The organism is Cellulosimicrobium sp. CUA-896, assembly GCF_001942335.1.
Lineage (GTDB): Bacteria > Actinomycetota > Actinomycetes > Actinomycetales > Cellulomonadaceae > Cellulosimicrobium.
Genome location: NZ_MKKH01000078.1, coordinates 38374 through 53568, shown reverse-complemented (window position 1 = coordinate 53568; position 15195 = coordinate 38374). Strand labels below are relative to the sequence as shown.

General features: G+C 73.8%; 8 protein-coding genes and 3 pseudogenes. 8 read left to right on the top strand and 3 right to left on the bottom strand.

The features are described 5' to 3' along the window. Positions 1-39: 39 nt before the first annotated feature. Together BJF88_RS22645 and BJF88_RS17125 are read right to left on the bottom strand one after the other, a co-directional pair. A complete protein-coding gene (locus tag BJF88_RS22645; protein ID WP_083649242.1) occupies positions 40-3591 on the bottom strand; it encodes a glycoside hydrolase domain-containing protein in 3552 nt (1183 codons plus the stop codon). 50 nt (positions 3592-3641) lie between these two features. After that, a pseudogene (locus BJF88_RS17125) lies at positions 3642-4913 on the bottom strand (glycoside hydrolase domain-containing protein); the annotation flags it as partial. A gap of 463 nt (positions 4914-5376) precedes the next feature. Between BJF88_RS17125 and BJF88_RS17120 the strand changes: the two are divergent. The 7 genes and pseudogenes from BJF88_RS17120 to ybaK all read left to right on the top strand — a co-directional run bounded on the left by BJF88_RS17120 (position 5377) and on the right by ybaK (position 13805). Then, positions 5377-8076 (top strand): annotated as a pseudogene (locus BJF88_RS17120) (DEAD/DEAH box helicase). A gap of 106 nt (positions 8077-8182) precedes the next feature. Continuing rightward, entirely contained in the window at positions 8183-9151 is a 969-nt protein-coding gene (locus BJF88_RS17115; RefSeq protein ID WP_222844045.1) for a sugar-binding transcriptional regulator, read from the top strand. A gap of 262 nt (positions 9152-9413) precedes the next feature. Beyond that, positions 9414-10144 (top strand): annotated as a pseudogene (locus BJF88_RS17110) (MIP/aquaporin family protein). 74 nt (positions 10145-10218) lie between these two features. Then, entirely contained in the window at positions 10219-11916 is a 1698-nt protein-coding gene (locus BJF88_RS17105; protein ID WP_075829673.1) for a dihydroxyacetone kinase family protein, read from the top strand. A 1-nt stretch (position 11917) separates the two neighbouring features. Then, the gene (locus BJF88_RS17100) at positions 11918-12700 is read left to right on the top strand and encodes a triose-phosphate isomerase family protein (protein WP_075829672.1); all 783 of its coding nucleotides are present in this window, start codon (positions 11918-11920) and stop codon (positions 12698-12700) included. Further along, a complete protein-coding gene (locus tag BJF88_RS17095) occupies positions 12687-13235 on the top strand; it encodes a ribose-5-phosphate isomerase (RefSeq protein WP_075829671.1) in 549 nt (182 codons plus the stop codon). The genes BJF88_RS17100 and BJF88_RS17095 overlap by 14 nt, the downstream gene beginning before the upstream one ends. 69 nt (positions 13236-13304) lie before the next feature. Continuing rightward, a complete protein-coding gene (ybaK, locus tag BJF88_RS17090) occupies positions 13305-13805 on the top strand; it encodes a Cys-tRNA(Pro) deacylase (RefSeq protein ID WP_075829713.1) in 501 nt (166 codons plus the stop codon). Between the two features lie 90 nt (positions 13806-13895). Here the strand turns inward: ybaK and BJF88_RS17085 are convergent, their stop codons facing one another. Continuing rightward, positions 13896-14294 (bottom strand): YccF domain-containing protein, encoded by a 399-nt coding sequence (locus BJF88_RS17085; protein ID WP_075829670.1) that lies wholly within the window; start codon positions 14292-14294, stop codon positions 13896-13898. 105 nt (positions 14295-14399) lie between these two features. On the opposite strand from BJF88_RS17085, the gene BJF88_RS17080 reads away from it, so the two are divergent. Further along, a complete protein-coding gene (locus BJF88_RS17080) occupies positions 14400-15137 on the top strand; it encodes a YggS family pyridoxal phosphate-dependent enzyme (protein ID WP_075829669.1) in 738 nt (245 codons plus the stop codon). Positions 15138-15195 lie beyond the last annotated feature (58 nt).

The window sequence follows — 15195 nt, the reverse complement described above, 5'->3', positions numbered from 1 at the left end:
ACCCGGCACGGTCAGCCGTGCCCGCTCAGCGGGGCGGCGTCAGCACGTCGGGATCGTGGCGGTCTGCTCGACCGTCTGCTCCCCCGCCGCGCCCGTGGCCGTCACCGTCACGGCGAGGTCGCCCGACGCCGACCGCGCGGCGAACGCCTGGTAGGCGTTCGCGCCCGGCGCGACGTCCGCGAACGACCGCGAGCCGAGTGCGCTCGCGAGCTCGACGTCGACCGGTACGTCGGACACGTTGTGCGCCCGGACCGCGACGTACGGCCGGCCGGCGAGGCACCGCGGGCTGACCTCGACCGTGACGAGCTCGACGCCAAGCGGCACGAGCTGCTCGGCCGCGAGGGTCAGGCGTCGCAGCTGCTCGTCCACCTGCTCCTGCGTCGCGTCCGGCGCGGCGAGCACGGCGCGGGCCGCCGCGAGCTCGCGCGTGAACACGCCGAAGTCGATCCGGCCGTACCGGTCGGCCTCGCCCTCCAGGTGCTCGACGTCGGCGACCGCCGCGGCGAGCGCCGCGGTGTCCGTCTCGGGCTCCTCGACGTCGAACGCGTCGGTGAAGAACGTCATGCTGTCGAGGTTCGCGACGTACGGGTGGTTCGCGTACGCCTCGGTGGTCAGCCGCACGAACACCTGGTGCGTGCCGCGCACGGGGGTCGGCAGGTCGATCGTCGCCGTCCCGTCCTCGGACCAGCTGCCGCCCGTCGTGGGGAGCGGCACCGTGACGAACGGCTCGCCCGGGTTCGCCGGGTCGAAGTCGTCGAGGTACACCGACAGGGCGGAGTTCTCGCCCGACCGGTTCGCGTTGTGCACGTAGTGCACCGAGAGCTGGTCGAGGGCCGCGGAGCCGAGGTCGACCTCGCCGTAGGCGAGCCAGTCGCCGTCCGCCGTGCCGCCGACGTTCGTCACCGGGCCGCTCGTCCAGGTCGACTGCTCGTTCTTCAGGCCGCGGCCGGAGTTCTCGGTCCACGCCTCCGACTCCACGACGACGTCCGTGGGGCCACCGGGCGCGAACGTCAGGCTGTCGACGTTCGCGACGTACGGGTGACCCTCGTACGCCTGCGTCGTCAGCCGCACGAACACCTCGTGCGTGCCGCTGACGGTCTCGGGCAGCGCGACCGTGGCCACGCCGTCCGCGGACCAGCTCGACCCGGTGGACGGGAGCGCGACCGTCGCGAACGGCTCGCCCGGGGCGGCGGGGTCGAACTCGTCGAGGTACACCTCGAGCGCCGAGTCCTCGCCGCACCGCCCGGAGTTGTGCACGTAGTGCACGGAGAGCTCGCCGAGGGGCAGCTCGCCGAGGTCGACCTCCCCGTAGGCGAGCCAGTCGCCGTCGGCGGTGCCGCCGACGTTGGTGACCGGGCCGCTCGCCCAGGTGGACGACTCGTTCTTCAGCCCGCCGCCCGAGCTCTCGGTCCAGTCCTCGGCCTCGACCGTCACGCCGGCGGACGAGTCCGGGTCCTCCGTCTCGGCGGGGTCGTCCTCGCTGAACCGGAACCAGTCGAAGTTGCCGACCCAGCTCCGGCCGGACGGGGCGAGGAGCTCGAACGTGACCGTCTGCGCGTCGACCAGCGCCGGGGCGTCGGCGAGCTCGACCGTGACCTCCTGGTAGTTGCCCCACCCGCTCGTGCCGGTGAGGTCGACGGTCGCGACCTGCGGCCCGTCGACGTCGCCCGCGTGCACGACGACGGTGCTCGGGGTCTCGCCCGCGCCGAAGCTCGTGTCGTAGCGCACCGTGAGGTAGCCCGGCACGGTGTCGTCGAACACCATGTCGCGGTACTGGACCCACGAGCCGGACCGGACGCCGCCGAGGTTGCCGTCGGAGCTGTTCGCCTCGTTCTTCAGCTCGCCGCCGGACCAGGCCTCGGACTCCTCTGCCTGGAGCACCCGGTAGCCGCCCTGGACGATGTCGAGCCCGTCGATCGCGGCCTCGAGCCGGTCCGCGGCGAAGCGCAGGTCCACGCTCGACGACGCGTCGTCGGCGAGCAGCTCCTGCGCACGCCCCAGCGCCGCGGTGAGCCGGTCGAACGACACCGACGAGTAGTTCGCGTGGCGCACGACCTCCGCGTCGGCGACGAGCTCGGCGAGGGCGGCCCGCTCGCCCGCGGCGACGGTGAGGCGCAGCGGCGAGCGCAGCGAGACGCCCTCGCCCCGCAGCGACGACGCCGGGACGCCGTCCGCGAGCGCCGTGTCGCGCAGCCGGACGTAGAAGCGGGCGTCGTCGGACGTCGTGCCGCGCAGCGCGACCGTCGCCTCCGTCGGGGAGGTGACGGTGACGGTCGCCTCGACCCCGGCCGGGAGCCGCTCGACGCCGGCGGCGCCCGTCGCGACGAGGTCCGTCCCGGCGTCGGCCGTGAGCCGCGCACCACCGCTCAGGGTGAGCGTCACGGTGGCGTCGACCGCGCCGTCGGCCGTGGCCTGCACGGTCGTCGGTTCGGCCGCCACGCGCGAGCCGTCGGGCTCGCCGTCGTCGGACGCCGTGCTCATGGAGAACGCGGGCTCGGTGTCCGCGCCCCAGTCGCTGGGCTCGGTCCCCATCCGGAACGCGAGCGCGCCGCCGCCCACGAGGGTGTCGTAGTCGACCCACGTGTTGTCGAACGGCTCGCCGCCGAGCGTGGCGGACTGGACGTAGAACGCGTCCTCGGAGACGCCGTCGGCGGTGATCTCGAACGTGGTGCCGTCGTCGTAGCCGATGACCGCGGAGTCGAAGAACGGCGAGCCGATCTGGTACTGCGACGAGCCCGCGGTCACCGGGAAGAGCCCGATGGCGGCGGCGACGAACATCGTCGACATCGTGCCGGCGTCGTTGTCCATCGTCGCGAGCATGCCGCGCGGGTCGAGCTGGTAGACCGAGGTCTTGATCGGGGGCGTGAACTCGCCGCCGCCGCTGGGGAAGAAGCTCGTCGAGCCGGTCCCGATGTACCGGTTCCAGGTCTCCTTCGTGTAGATCGCCCGCGTCCACTTCTGGGTGAGGCTCGGCTCGCCGACGTAGTTGAACAGGTACGGCGCCTGGAGGTCGATCTCGTTGGCGTTGGAGTGGAGCATGGCGGAGCCGTCGTCGGGGGCGTGCTCGCCGAACATGTGGCGCAGCGCGAGCCGCGCGGCCTCCGTGCCGCCCATGGCCTCGACGAGGGCGTCCATGTCGTAGGCGTCGTACCAGTGGTACTGCCAGAGCGTGCCCTGGTACAGACGCGCGGCCTCGAACCGCTCGTGGTCCACGCTCTGCCAGTCACCGGCGGCGTTGCGGGGCGTGAGCAGGCCGACCGGGGTGCCGTCCTGCGCGGTCCACGCGCCGGGCTGCACGAGGTTCTCGATCGGCAGCGCGGCCTGGTCGCGCAGCGCCTGCGCCTCCTCGGTCATGCCGAGCTCGTCGGCGATGACCGACAGGCCGTACTGGTCGTAGCCGAGCTGCACCGAGGCGCCCGGGTTGTCGGGGAGGTAGCCGCGCTCGAGGTCCCCCTCGCCGTAGCCGCCCACCAGACGCTTGACGGCGGGGTACGCCTCGTCGAGACGCTCGAACCCGGTGTAGCCCTTCGCGATCGCGTCCGCGATGACGACGCTCGACCGCTCCCAGCGCACCGTCGGAACGGTGTGCATGAGCCCGCCGAGGCCGCTGCCCGTGCCCTCGGCCTCCGCGTCGCGAACAGGTAGACCATCGACTGCACCGTGTCGCGGTACATCGCGGGGTCGATGTAGGCGAGCACGGAGAACTTGCGGAAGTCGTCCCAGGTCGCCCACGAGTCGTAGTAGGTGAAGCCCTGCGCGCGGTGCACGGCGCCGTCGACACCTCGGTACGTGCCCGAGGTGCTCGTCGCGTTCATCGGCATCGCGAACATCCGGTACAGGTGCGTGTAGAACAGGCGCTCGACGTCGCCGGACGGGTCGGTCGCGAGCGAGGCGGTGACGTCGACCTTGCCGAGCTTCGCGTTCCACTCGGCGTGGGTGCGCTCGCGGACCTCGTCGAACCCGAGGTCGCCCAGCTCGTTCTCCTGGTCGGTCCTCGCCTGGGCGGCGCTGACCGGGGAGAGCGTGACCTCGAGCCCGATCTCGCCCGCGTCGGCCGGGTCGAACGTGAGGATCGCGCCGGTGTCGCGGCCGTCCTGCGTCGTGGCGTCCGTCAGGGCGCGGTCGTCGCCCCAGGTCCGGACGTCGGCCGTCGGCCGGGTCGTGGTCGCGTAGTAGTACATCGTGTACGACGCGTTGTAGAAGTGGCCGACGATCTCGCCGCTGAGCGCGGTCCGGCCGTCGTCGAGCCGCTCCACGTCGAGCGACGACGCGATGCGGCTCGTGTTGTTCGTGGCGAGGTCGACGACGAGGCTCGGCGTCGCGCCGTCGGGGAACTGGTACCGGTGCACGCCGGAGCGCGTCGTCGCGGTGACCTCGGCCTCGATCGTCCCCGGCGCGGCCGCGATCGCGCCGTCGGTGCCGGCGATGTTGCCCAGGCTCACGGCGTAGTGGCCGGGGCCGGCGACCTCGTCGTCGTGGCTGAACGCGTGCGCGTACGTGCCGGTCCCGGGCCGCGACGTGTAGGAGCCGGACGTCGGCACGACGAGGATGTCGCCGCCTCCGCCGGACCCGCCGACGCCGTCGAGGTTCGTGTGCGTGAACCCGGAGATCTGCGACTGCGCGTAGTCGTAGCCCGTGTTGTTGCGGCCCGGCGTCGTGCGCGGGTTCACCTTGGCGAGGCCGTTCGGCGCCTGGCGCGGGCATGTCGTTGCCGAAGTCTCCCTCGGTGCCGACGAAGACGTCGACGAGCGACGCGAGGTCGCGCTCGGTGGCCGTCGGGGCCGGCGGTTCGTCGGCCTGGGCGGCGGGCGCGATGCCGACGAAGGCGACGGCGGCGGCGAGCGCGCCGGCGACGACACCGGCGAGCGGGCCGGTGCGGCGGGCGCGCGGTGGCGGGTGGGACTGGGGTTCATGGGGTCCTCGTGGTCGGGGGAAGGGCCGGCCGCCATGACAGCGGTGGCAGGGCGGGACGGTCCGTACCCTGCCAGGGCCGGGTTACGGACAGGTGAGCGCGTCGTGGACAGCCGTCGTCCGGCGCGCCTCGTGGTGTCGACGTCCCCTGTCGCCGTCGACACCACGACGTGCTGGCTCCACCCGGGACGCGGCGGGTGCGACCACCCGGACCGCAGCGGCGCCGTCGGACCACGTCGCTGCGGGTGCGTCGTCGAGCCGGCGACCTGGCGCGTCGGCGGCGGCGCGGTGGAACCTCATCGGGTCTACTCCTCGGCCCCACGGCGTCGTGGGGGTTCTCGATGCTCCTCGGACCGGCGGCATCTGCCGGCAGGGCCCACCCTGACACATGCCTGACAGCGCTGACAAGCAGCGGGGTCGACATCACCCGGCCCGTCCGGCGGGGCGACCTGACAGACTCGACCCGTGACCACGACGACCGGCCGCGCCCCCACGCTCCTCTCCCACGTCCCCGCCCCCACGGGCGGCGCCCCCGACGCGGACGCGCTGTACGAGGCTTCACGACGTGGGCGACCGAGCAGGGGCTCGAGCTCTACCCGCACCAGAGCGAGGCGCTCATCGAGCTGGTCTCCGGGTCGCACGTCATCCTCGCGACGCCGACCGGCTCCGGGAAGTCGCTCGTCGCGATGGGCGCGCAGTTCGCCGCCCTCGCCGCGCACCGCGCCGGACGTGGGGGCCGCACCTACTACACCGCCCCGCTCAAGGCGCTCGTGAGCGAGAAGTTCTTCGCGCTCGTCGCGGCGTTCGGGTCGAAGAACGTCGGCATGACGACCGGCGACTCCGCGGTGAACCCCGACGCGCCCATCATCTGCTGCACCGCGGAGATCCTCGCGAACCTCGCCCTGCGCCGCGGGACCGCCGGGCCCGGCGACGAGGACGCGATCTCCCAGGTCGTCATGGACGAGTTCCACTTCTACGCCGACCCGCAGCGCGGCTGGGCGTGGCAGGTCCCGCTGCTCGAGCTGCCCCGCACGCAGTTCCTGCTCATGTCCGCGACGCTCGGCGACACGAGCCGTTTCGTCACCGAGCTCGAGGAGCGGTCGGGGCGCCCCGTCGCCGAGGTGACCACCGCCGAGCGGCCGGTCCCCCTCCACTTCAGCTACGTCGTCGAGCCGCTGACGGACGTGCTCGAGGAGCTCGTCACGACGCACCGCGCGCCCGTGTACGTCGTGCACTTCACGCAGAAGGACGCCGTCGAGCGCGCGCAGTCGCTGCTGTCGATGAACGTCGCCTCGAAGGCCGAGAAGGAGGCGATCGCCGCCGAGCTGGGCGACTTCCGGTTCGGCACGGGCTTCGGGAAGACGCTGAGCAAGTTCCTGCGGCACGGCGTCGGCGTGCACCACGCGGGCATGCTGCCCAAGTACCGCCGCCTCGTCGAGCGGCTCACGCAGTCGGGCCTGCTCAAGGTCGTGTGCGGCACCGACACGCTCGGCGTCGGCATCAACGTGCCCATCCGCACCGTGCTGCTCACGAGCCTCGTGAAGTTCGACGGCGAGCGCATGCGCCACCTGAGCGCGCGCGAGTTCCACCAGATCGCGGGCCGCGCCGGCCGTGCCGGCTACGACACCGTGGGCGAGGTCCTCGTCATGGCGCCCGAGCACGTCATCGAGAACCGCAAGATGCTCGCCAAGGCCGGCGACGACCCGAAGAAGCTCAAGAAGATCGTCCGCAAGAAGGCGCCCCAGGGCTCCGTCAACTGGACCGACGCGACGTTCGAGCGCCTGCGCGACGCCGAGCCCGAGCCGCTCAGCAGCAGCTTCCGCGTCACCCACGCATGGTGCTCAACGTGCTCGCGCGCTCCCGGTGGGCCGCCGACGAGCACGACCCCGTCGACGCGATGCGGCACCTGCTGCTCGCCAACCACGACACCGACACCCAGCGCCGCGAGCACGTGCGCCAGACGTTCCGCATCTACCGGTCGCTGCGCGTGGCGGGCATCGTCGAGCGCGTCCGGGTGCCCGACGCCTCGCGCCCCGCCGGGTACCGCCCGAGCGTGCGGCTCACGGTCGACGTGCCGCGCGACTTCGCCCTCAACCAGCCGCTGTCGCCGTTCGCCCTCGCGGCCCTCGACCTGCTCGACGTCGCGAGCCCCACGCACGCGCTCGACGTCGTGTCCGTCATCGAGGCGACGCTCGACGACCCGCGCCAGGTGCTCTACGCGCAGCAGAACGCGGCCAAGGGCGAGGCCGTGGCCGCGATGAAGGCCGAGGGCTACGAGTACGAGGAGCGCATGGCGCTGCTCGAGGAGATCACGTGGCCCAAGCCGCTCGAGGACCTCCTCGCGCCGGCGTTCGCGATGTACAAGCGGTCGAACCCGTGGGTCGCGGACGCCGAGCTCTCCCCCAAGTCGGTCGTGCGCGACATGGTCGAGCGCGCGATGACGTTCGCCGAGTTCGTCTCCGTCTACGGGCTCGAGCGCACCGAGGGGGTCGTGCTGCGCTACCTCGCCGACGCCTACCGCGCGCTGCGTCAGGTCGTGCCCGAGGAGCACCGCACGGAGGAGGTGCACGAGGTCGTCGAGTGGCTCGGGGAGCTCGTGCGCGGCACCGACTCCTCGCTGCTCGACGAGTGGGAGCGCCTGTCGCGCCCCGTGGACGACGACGCCGACGACCTCGTCGGCGACGGCCCGCTCGCCGGCACGGGCGAGGACGCGCCCGCGCGCCCCGTCACGGGCAACCCGCGCGCGTTCCGCCGCCTGGTGCGCAACGCGATGTTCCGCCGCGTCGAGCTCGCGTCGCGCGAGGACTACCGCGGCCTCGCCGCGCTCGACGGCGCGAGCGGCTGGGACGCCGACGCGTGGGGTGACGCGCTCGACCCGCTGTTCGAGGCACAGGGCGACGACGCCGTCGGCATCGGTCCCGGCGCGCGCGCCGCGGCGCTGTTCCAGGTCGTGGAGCCCGGTGGCGAGGTGCCTCCGGGGCACGAGGGCCCGACGACGGACCACGCCCCGGGCGCGTGGTCCCGGCGGGCACGTGGCTGGTCCGGCAGGTGCTCGACGACCCGGCGGGCGACCACGACTGGGCGATCACCGCGTCGGTGGACCTGGCGGCGAGCGACGAGGCGGGCGCACCCGTCGTGACCGTCCTCGCGGTCGGGCCGCTGTAGGGCGGGTTCGCCGCCGAGCACCGCTCCGAGCCCACGCGGTGGGGCAGAATCGGGACGTGACCCTGCACACGACACGCCCGGCTGCCGCGGGACGGACGCGGTAGCCGTGCGGGACGCGCGGCGACGCCGGCTCGTCGAGGTCGCGGAGATGTACCACCTCGACGGCCGCAGCATGCTCGACATCGCGCGCGAGACCGGCCTGTCGCGCTCGACCGTCTCTCGGATGCTCCGCCAGGCGATCGAGTCGGGCGTCGTCGAGGTGACCGTGCACAGCACCGAGCTCGTCAGCGACGACCTCGCCCGGCGGCTGCGCGACGCGCACGGCGTCGACGTCGACGTCGTCGTCGTGCCGGACGACGTGACGGGCATCGCGCGGCTCGACGAGATCGCGCAGCACGGTGCGCAGCGTCTGACGGAGGTGTTCGGCGGCGAGATGACGCTCGTCGTGCCGTGGGGCACCTCGGTCGCCGCCGTGGCGCGCCAGCTCACGCCGCGCCGCGCACCCGGGTCGCGCGTCGTCCAGCTCAACGGCTCCGGGAACACGTTCACGTCGGGCCTGACCTACGCGGCCGGCATCTTCAGCCTCTTCGGAGCGGCCTTCGGGTCGTCCGTGCACCCGTTCCCCGTGCCGGCGTTCTTCGACCGCGCGGAGACCAAGGCCGCGATGTGGCAGGAGCGCTCGCTCGCCCGCGTGATCTCCCTCCAGCGCAACGCGGACGTCGCCCTGTTCTCCGTCGGCTCGCTCGGCAGCGAGGTCCCCGGCCACCTCTACCGCGCGGGATACCTCGAGCGTGCGGACCTCGACGACCTGCGCGAGCACGGCGTCGTCGGCGACCTCGGCAGCGTGTTCCTCCGCGCGGACGGCACCTCCGACGGCATCGCCCTCAACGAGCGCACGTCGGGCATGCCGATCGAGGACCTGCGCCGCGTCCCGCGCCGGATCCTCGTCGCGACCGGCCGTGCGAAGGCGCAGGCGGTGCGCGCCGCCCTGCTGGCGCGCGCCGTCACCGACCTGGTCGTCGACGACCACCTCGCCCAGGCCGTCGTCGACCTGGACCGCACCACCCGCCGCTGAGGACGACCCCGACGTCGCCTCCTCCCGGCTTCTTCGCTCGGCCTCACGACCGCGCGGGAGCACTGGCGACCCGGAGATCGTCCTGCAGCATCTGTGCACCCCGGAGTGCCTGACCGACGGCGAATCGTGCCTCTCGGCGGCGCATCCGTGCACGCACGCTTGGCGGGCACGGTGCGCCCTCCCACGATGGCTGGAGCGCCGCACCACGCGGCGCCACACCTCACCAGTCGGCGCTCGGCCGACGGACGAAAGGCTCGGTGACATGGACGTCACGCTCACCACCGTGTTCGTGTCGGAGCTCCTGGGTACGGCCCTGCTCCTGCTCATGGGTCTGGGGGTCGCGATGAACCTCCAGCTCGTCGGCACCTACGGGCGCGGAGGGACCGCGCTCATGGGCGCCCTCGGGTGGGGGCTCGCGGTCTTCTCGGCGATCTACGTCGCGAGCGTCTCGGGCGCCACATCAACCCGGCCGTGACGCTCGGCAAGCTCGTCGAGGGGACCGGGGAGTTCGCGCCCGGCGTGCCGGTGAGCGTCGCGTCGCTGCTCGTGTACCTGAGCGCCCAGGTCCTCGGCGCGTTCGTCGGCGCGGTCGGCGCGTGGTTCGTCTACCGCCAGCACTTCGACGCGACCGACGACTCCACCGTGAAGCTGAGGTCGATGGTGACCTACCCGGCCATCCGCAAGCACTCGCACAACTTCCTCGTCGAGGTCGTCGCGACGTTCGTGCTCGTCTTCGTGATCCTGTCGCAGGCCGGTACCCCGACCGGGCTCGGGCCGCTCGCCGTCGGTCTCGTCGTCACCGGGATCGGCGTCACGCTCGGCGGGAACACCAACTGGTCCCTCAACCCGGCGCGCGACCTGTCCGCGCGCGTCGCCCACGCGCTGCTGCCCATCCGCAGCAAGGGCACGAGCGACTGGGGCTACTGGTGGCCGCCGGTCCTCGGCCCGGCCGTCGGCGGGCTGCTCGGCGGTCTCGCGTCCGCCGCCTGGTGACCGGCACCACCGCCCGGCCCGGCCGCGCGACGCGCGACGCCGACGCACACTGAAGAGACTCTAAGGAGAGTTCCATGACCACCGTGTTCAACGACCCCGCCGAGTTCGCCCAGGACGTCGTCTCCGGCTTCGTCCGCCTCCACCCCCATCTCGTGGAGAGCGTCTACGGCGGCGTGGTCCGCTCGACCGAGACCCCCGAGGGCAAGGTCGCCGTCGTCATCGGCGGCGGGTCCGGCCACTACCCCGCGTTCGCCGGCTGGGTCGGGCCCGGCATGGCCGACGGCGCCGTGGTCGGCAACGTCTTCGCCTCGCCGTCGACGCAGCAGATCTACTCGGTCGCGAAGGCCGCCGACCGCGGCGCCGGCGTGTTCTTCAGCTACGGCAACTACGCGGGCGACGTCCTCAACTTCGACCTCGCCCAGGAGCGGCTGCGTGCCGAGGGCATCCCGGCGCAGACCGTCGCGGTGACCGACGACGTGACGAGCGCGGACGCCACCGAGCGAGGCAGGCGCCGCGGCACCGCGGGCGACCTCGTCGTCTTCAAGGTCGCCGGTGCGGCCGCGGAGGCCGGCTACGACCTCGACGGCGTGACGCGCGTCGCCGCACGCGTCAACGAGCGCACGACGTCGTTCGCGGTCGCGTTCGGCGGCTGCACGCTCCCGGGCGCGACCGAGCCGCTGTTCGAGGTGCCCGCCGGCCAGATGGGCGTGGGCATGGGCGTGCACGGCGAGCCGGGCATCTCCGAGCAGGACGTCGTCAGCTCGCGCGAGCTCGCCGCGATGCTCGTCGAGCGTCTGCTCGCCGAGCGCCCCGCGGACGCCGGCCCCCGCGTCGCGGCCCTCGTCAACGGCCTCGGCGGCACCAAGTACGAGGAGCTCTTCGTGCTGTGGAACGACGTCGCGCCGCTGCTCGAGGACGCGGGCCTCGAGCTCGTCGCACCCGAGGTGGGCGAGCTCATCACGAGCCTCGACATGGCGGGGCTGTCGCTCACGCTGACGTGGCTCGACGAGGAGCTCGAGGAGCTGTGGACCGCACCGACCGAGACGCCCGGGTTCCGGCGCGGCTCCGTCGTGGCGAGCCGGCCCCGCGCGCGCCGCGCGGCGGCTGACGCGGCGACCTCCGCCGTCGCGGAGGCCTCGCCGGAGTCGCGGCGCGCGGCGGCGACGCTGCTCTCCGCCGCCCAGCAGGTCGCGGACGCGCTCCGCGAGCACGAGGACGAGCTCGGCCGGCTCGACGCGATCGCCGGCGACGGCGACCACGGGCGCGGCATGACCGCCGGCGCGACCGCCGCGCTCGCAGCGCTGCGCACCGCCGTCGGGGCGGACGCGGGGATCGCCACGGCGCTCGCCGCCGCGGGCGACGCGTGGGCCGACCGCGCCGGCGGGACGTCGGGCGCGCTGTGGGGCACGGGTCTGCGCGCCGCCGCGGGCGTCCTGGACGACGCGACAGCGCCCGACGACGCGACCCGCGTGCGCGCCGTGCGCGCCGCGCTCGACCACGTGCTGTCGTTCGGCAAGGCGCAGCGCGGCGACAAGACGCTGCTCGACGCGCTCGTGCCCTTCACCGAGTCGCTCGAGGAGGCCGTCACCGCGGGCACCACGTTCGACGCCGCCTGGGCAGGCGCCGCGAAGGTCGCGACCGAGGAGGCGGACGCGACCGCCGATCTCACGCCGCGCATCGGTCGGGCGCGCCCGCTCGCCGAGCGCAGCGTCGGCCACCCGGACCCCGGGGCGGTCTCGCTCGCCCTCGTCGTCCGCACGGCCGCCGTCTGACATGACGCACGACGACGCACGTCCGCTGGCCGCGGTGAGCCTGAAGGCCTACCTCGGCCAGCGGGCCACGACCGACTGGCTCACCGCCGTCCGCGACGCCGTCGTGGCGCACCCGCAGGTCGAGGTCGCGGTCCTCCCGATCCTCACCGCCGTGCCCGACGCCGTCCGTCTGCTCGGCGACGTCGCGTCCGTGGGGGCGCAGCACGTCTCCAGCGTCCGCGCCGGGGCGTGGACGGGCGAGGTCCCGGCCGCCGTGCTCGCCGAGCTCGGCGTGCGGTACGCCGAGATCGGCCACGCCGAGCGTCGTCGCCACTTCGGCGAGGACGACGCGACGTTCCGCCGGCAGGCGGAAGCGGCCCGCGAGGCGGGGCTCGAACCGCTCGTCTGCGTGGGGGAGCCGGAGCGCGGCCCCGCGGTGGACGCCGTCGCGACGTGCGTCGAGCACCTCGAGCGGATCCTGCCCGCGGACGCCGCGGCGGGCGGCGCCGTCGTCGCGTACGAGCCCGAGTGGGCGATCGGAGCGGACGAGCCCGCGCCGGCCGAGCACGTCGTCGCCGTCCTCGAGGGACTGCGCCGCTGGGCGCACGGCTCGGGACGCGCCGTCCGCCTGGTGTACGGCGGCACCGCCGGTCCCGGTACCTATGCCCACCTGACCCCCGCCGCGGACGGCCTGTTCCTCGGCCGGCGCGCGCACGACCCCGCAGCGTTCGCCGACGTCCTGCGCGAGATGAGCGCCACGAGCGCCGTCGGCGCCACGAAGGAGATCTCCCATGAGCACCACTGACACCCCGACCGACCGCCTGCGCATCGTCGTCGGCAGCGACGACGCGGGCGCGGACTACAAGGACGCCCTGCGCGACTTCCTCGCCGCGGACGACCGTGTGGCCGAGGTCGTCGACGTCGGCGTCCACCGTGGCGGTGCGGACGAGTCGACCGCCTACCCCCACGTCGCGGTCGCGGCCGCCCGCAAGGTCGTCGCGGGCGAGGCCGACCGCGCCCTGCTCGTCTGCGGCACCGGGCTCGGCGTCGCGATCAGCGCGAACAAGGTCCCGGGCATCCGCGCCGTCACCGCGCACGACTCGTACTCCGTCGAGCGCGCGGTCAAGAGCAACGACGCGCAGGTACTCACGATGGGACAGCGGGTCATCGGCCTCGAGCTCGCCCGCAAGCTCGTCGACGAGTGGCTGGACCACCGGTTCGACCCGGCGTCGTCGTCGGCCGCCAAGGTCGACGCGATCCGCGGTTACGAGACGGCGCCCGCGGCGGACGCGCTCGGCGCCGCCGCGCTGGAGGACGAGGCGCACGCGCAGCGCTGCTGAGCGGCACGGACGACGGCGCCCACTCTCGTGGCGCGGGACGGCTCGGGCGCGGTCGGGCACAATCGGGCCGTGGCCAAGAAGACGTCGTCCGCCCACGCCGGGACGCCCGCCGTCGCGCTCCTCGAGCGCGACGGCGTCGCGCACACCCTGCACCCCTACGAGCACGACCCGGGCAGGGGGCTGAGCTACGGCATGGAGGCGGCGGCCGCGATCGGCGCCGCGCCCGAGCAGGTGTTCAAGACGCTGCTCGCGTCCGTCGACGGCGGGCCGCTCGTCGTCGGGATCGTGCCCGTCGACCGGCAGCTCGACCTCAAGGCGCTCGCACGCGCCGTCGGGGGCAAGAAGGCGACGATGGCCGAGCCGGCGGTCGCCGAGCGCGCCACGGGCTACGTGGTCGGCGGGATCTCGCCGCTCGGCCAGAAGCAGCGGCACCGCACCGTGCTCGACGACAGCGCGCTCGCGTTCGACGTCGTCTACGTCTCCGGCGGGCGGCGCGGGCTCGACGTCGGCCTCTCCCCCGCCGACCTGCTGCGTCTCACCGACGGCACCACCGCGTCCGTCGCGAGGTAGAACCTGCGGTCGCGAGGTAGAACGCGCGGAGCACTACCTCGCGGCCAGAGGTTCTACCTCGGCGTTCTCAGTGCGGGCTCAGTACCAGGCTCAGTGCCGGTACGTCGGGTACGGCGCGTCGCTCGGCACGATCTCCTTGCCGAGCGGCAGCAGCGAGACGGGGATGAGCTTGAGGTTCGCGATGCCGAGCGGGATGCCGATGATCGACACGAAGAGCGGGATCGCCGTGAGGACGTGCCCGATCGCGAGCCAGATGCCGGCGACGAGCACCCAGATGACGTTGCCGATCGTCGACCAGGCGCCCGCCGTCGGCTTGTCCACGACGGTGCGCCCGAACGGCCACAGCGCGTAGCCCGCGATGCGGAACGACGCGATGCCGAACGGGATCGTCACGATCAGCACGCAGCAGATGATGCCGGCCGCCACGTAGCCGAGCGCGAGCCACAGGCCGGCGAGCACGAGCCAGATGATGTTGAGCAGGGTCTTCACCCGCCCATCGTCGCGCACGGGACGCCCCCGCGGCCTCCGGGAACGCCCTGATCCCGTCCCGGATCCCGGCGCGGCCACGTGCGACGCGGCACCTAGACTGGCTCGGTGCCCGACCCGTCCGCCGACCTCGTCACGCTCGTCTCCGACAACGTCCGCGCGGTCCGCGCGCGGATCGACGCCGCCGCCCGCTCGGCGGGGCGCGACCCGTCGGACGTGCGCCTGCTCGTCGCGACGAAGACGCAGCCCGCCGAGGCCGTCCGTGCCGTCGTCGCGGCGGGGGTCGACCTCGTGGGCGAGAACCGCGTGCAGGAGCTCGTCGCGAAGGCGCCCGACGTCGCCGACCTCGTCGCCGCGGGCCTGCTGCGCGTGCACATGATCGGGCGCCTGCAGCGCAACAAGGTCAACCAGGTGCTCGCGACGGCGTCCGCGGTCGAGTCCGTCGACTCCCCCGAGCTCGCCCGGGCGATCTCCGCGCGCTGCGTGCGCGACACCCGCACGCTCGACGTGATGCTCCAGGTGAACGTCTCGGGCGAGCCGTCCAAGGCCGGGGTCGCGCCCGACGACGCGGCGTCCCTCGCGCTCGAGGTGTCCGCCCTCCCGGGCCTGCGGCTCACCGGGTTCATGACCATCGGCGCGCACTCGGCCGACGAGGCCGTCGTTCGGGCGGGCTTCGCCCGACTGCGCGAGGTGCGGGACGCCGTCGTCCGCACGGGCGACCCGCGCACCCGCGACGCGCGCGAGCTCTCGATGGGCATGAGCGGCGACCTGGAGCTCGCCGTCGCCGAGGGGGCGACGGTCGTCCGGGTCGGGACCGCCGTCTTCGGCCTGCGCGCCACCACCTGAGCCCCCGCGTGCGCCGACCGCGGCCGGCGCGAATACTCGGGACCGGACGACGACCGGC